The organism is Microbacterium sp. B19 (assembly GCF_000333395.1).
GTDB lineage: Bacteria > Actinomycetota > Actinomycetes > Actinomycetales > Microbacteriaceae > Microbacterium.
Genome location: NZ_BADA01000407.1, coordinates 1 through 555 on the forward strand (window position 1 = coordinate 1; position 555 = coordinate 555).

Here is a 555-nt window from a genome sequence, read left to right on the forward strand (position 1 = left end):
ATCGGCCAGTCGGCGATCCTTGCCGGCATGGTGCAGAACCCGAACCGTTTCCGCATCGACCGTGAAGGCGGATCCATCGTCGACGACGACGGGACCACCTACAACAAGAAGGCCGACGGCTCGATCGACGACGTCGACCAGAGCACGATCCAAGCCCTCTACACGCTGCGCGACAACGGTGAGATCACGCAGGAGCAGCTCGTCAATGCCGCCGACGGCTACAGCGAGACCAAGGGTCGTCAGCTGTATGTCCTCAGCCGCATGGAAGCCGACGGCAAGATCACGCACGAGCAGTACTCGCGACGGAGCGTTCGCGGTGCGGATGGGGCTCGCCGGTGTCACGGGGATCGGTGCCAAGGTCGCCGAGCGCATCGTGGCGGAGCGGGAGCGCGGGGGCGCCTACCGTGACCTTCGCGATCTCGTGCGTCGCACGGGGCTCGTGACCGCGCAGCTCGAGGCTCTCGCGACGGCCGGCGCGTTCGAGTGCCTCGGGCACTCGCGACGCGAGGCGATCTGGCTGTCGGGTTCGGCGGCGCTCGACCGGCCCGAGTTCCT

Annotated in this window: 2 pseudogenes; both read left to right on the plus strand. The window is 67.7% G+C overall.

From position 1 onward, the window contains the following. Nucleotides 1–408 (plus strand): annotated as a pseudogene (locus tag I5G_RS22670) (hypothetical protein); the annotation flags it as partial. Further along, nucleotides 299–555, plus strand: a pseudogene (locus I5G_RS22675) (helix-hairpin-helix domain-containing protein); the annotation flags it as partial. The pseudogenes I5G_RS22670 and I5G_RS22675, both read left to right, overlap by 110 nt.